We start from the raw sequence: 2798 nt of genomic DNA, 5'->3' as shown, positions 1-2798 counted from the left end.
GATTTACAATAACCTGGGCTACAACCTGCAACAACAAGGCAAGTTAGAAGCAGCGATTGCATCGTATCAAAAAGCTTTGCAGATCAATCCCAACTGCGCGGAAGCAGAGGCGAATTTGGGCAACGCGCTTCACGCCCAAGGGAAGCTCTCCCCAGAGCAACAAACTTATTATGCACAATTGAATGGCAAATTAGGTCAGGCTCGCAAAAAAGCCGGAGATTTAGCAACGGCCGCAGTTTACTTTCAAAAAGCCCTGGAACTGAATCCCAACTCTGGGGAATTTTCTACGAGTTTACGAGAAATTTATCAACCATGACGAGAAGCACAAAACCCCCGTCGTTTACGCGGGGGATTTGTGCAAAGCCGGGACTTTTAAGTCCAGTCAAAGCGCAACTATGCTAAAATAGATTGGGTCAGTACAAGACTTTAAAACCTACCGACCGACTGGGGGAAAGTTTACGACCGAGGATCCCGTTGTGAGACTAGGATTTTGCCCGCCTGAGGGTAAAAGGATGGCGCTAAGGTTTCCTGAGTTGTCAGGATATTAAGACTCAAAGGTCTTAAGAATCCCCGCGCCTTTAGGACGGGGAGTGTCAAGAAAGTCAGCAGAAGTTATAGCGGATTGCAGCCGTACCTCATAGGGCTTTATTTTTTAGCGGCAGCAAAAATGGCTGCCCCTACACTTGCCTTGCGCCAAAAGGCTTTCCCTAACTCCCTGGCAATCCGCTGTAAACAAGGCAGCAGCATCTGCTCGGGGCTTGCCCACTATAACGAATACAGAACCTAGTTAAAAGTGAAGGGGAAAATAAAAATGAAAAAAAGCCAAAAATCTAACCGCAAAAAAGAAATTAATCTGGTGGAATCATCGGTGCAATCTCTGCTGAAAAAAGCTGTAGAGCAACATGAGTCAGGGAAATTATATCCAGCTGAAACTCTCTACAAACAGGTAGTAAAAATTCAACCCAATCATCTGAACGCTAACGTGGCATTAGCAGAAATATTGCAAGCGGAAAATAAATTAGACGAGGCTATAGAAGCTTATAAAAAAGTTTTAAAACTCCAGCCAAATAACCAGATAGCTGTTGTAGCACTTAACAATTTGGGAAATGCCTTCAAGGAAAAAGGCAAGTTAGATGAAGCAGTAGAATACTACCAGCAAGCCTTAAAGATAAAACCTGACGCTGATGTTTATAACAACTTAGCAACGACCCTCTCCGACCAAGGTAAGCTAGAGGCAGCGGTAGAGTCCTACGAGCAAGCTTTAAAAATTCAACCAGACTATGCTTTAGCCAAATTTGGCCTTTGTATGAGTCAGCTGCCGATTATCTATTCCAGCGTCGATGAAATTCATTTGAGGCGAAAGAATTATCAGCAACATCTAGAGAATTTAGCGCAACACTATCAATTAACCAATCCCAAAGAAAGAGCCGAAGCGACTGAAGCCATCGGTTCAATGCAGCCTTTTTTTCTGGCTTATCAAGGCTGCAATGACCGACCTTTGCAGCAAATTTATGGGTCAATGATTTGTCAGTTAATGTCGAGCCGCTATCCCCAAGGTCACCAGCCAATATCTCTGACAAATTTACCAGCTAACGAAAAAGTTAGGGTGGGAATTGTGACCGGATTTTTTCGCAATCATTCCTGTTGGAAGTTAATCAGGGGTTGGGTAGAAAACCTGGACAGAAGTGAGTTTGAATTATTTGGATATCACACACGCTCAGAACGGGATGGGGAGACTACCAAAGCAGCGAAAGCGTTTGATAAATTTATTCAAGGTCCCTTGCCGTTTGAACAATGGTGTGAGTTAATTCAAAAAGACAAGTTACACGTTCTGATTTTTCCAGAATTCGGGATGGAACGCACAACGGTGCAGTTAGGGTGCTTAAAACTGGCTCCGATTCAAATGACATCTTGGATTCACCCTGAGACGAGTGGGCTACCGACGATTGACTATTTTTTAACCAGCGATTTAATGGAACCGGAAAATGGTCAAGACCACTATACAGAAAAATTAGTCAGATTGCCCAATTTGTCCATCCACTACACACCTTTAGACGTCCAACCTCAAGTAATCAAGAAACAGGACATTGGGATCGCAGATGATGAAATCATGTTTTGGTGCTGTCAATCTTTATATAAGTATTTACCTCAACATGATGATGTATTTCCTAGAATTGCTAAGGAGTTAGCACGGGGCAAGTTTGTATTTATTAAACATCCTACCAGCGAACAGATAACAGAAGTCTTTCGCCAACGGTTAAGCCATGCTTTCGAGGAATTAGGGCTGAATTATCAAGACAGGTGCATCTTTTTGCCGCACATGGATGGCAAGAAGTTTGCCGGAACGGCAGCGATCGCAGACGTATTTCTAGATAGCATCGGTTGGTCTGGAGGTAACACTACCCTGGAAGCGATCGCACACAATATTCCGGTGATGACATGGCCAGGAGAAATGATGCGAGGACGCCATACGATGGCTATCCTCAAAATGATGGGCATCTCAGAGACAATCGCTCAGACTAAAGAAGAATATGTGCAGATGGCAGTGCGTCTGGGGCAAGATGCTCAATATCGTCAATACATCTCGCAACAAATTGCCCAGAATAAGCACCTATTATATGGCGACTTAAAACCTGTCAGAGCCTTGGAAGATTTTCTCTTAAAGCTGGTCAACAAACCCAGAAGATTTGGCGCAAGAGAAGTAACCGAAACTCTGCAATTGGCAGTTCAACATCAACGAGAAAATCGCTATGCGGATGCTGAACAACTCTATCGTCAAGTGCTGGAAAAACAACCCA

Annotated in this window: 2 protein-coding genes; both read left to right on the top strand. The window is 43.8% G+C overall.

Annotation, left to right across the window (positions count from 1 at the left end):
• Nucleotides 1-316 (top strand): tetratricopeptide repeat protein (locus tag ACE1CM_RS29215; RefSeq protein WP_374882364.1); only part of this gene is annotated, 316 nt, incomplete at its 5' end.
• A gap of 495 nt (nucleotides 317-811) precedes the next feature.
• Nucleotides 812-2798, top strand: a 1987-nt coding sequence (locus ACE1CM_RS29210) for a tetratricopeptide repeat protein (protein ID WP_374882363.1), incomplete at its 3' end; no start/stop codon positions are given.

The organism is Microseira sp. BLCC-F43, from assembly GCF_041929235.1.
Lineage (GTDB): Bacteria > Cyanobacteriota > Cyanobacteriia > Cyanobacteriales > Aerosakkonemataceae > Microseira.
Note: the sequence above shows the minus strand (reverse complement) of the source record. Positions and strands in the feature narration are given on the sequence as shown.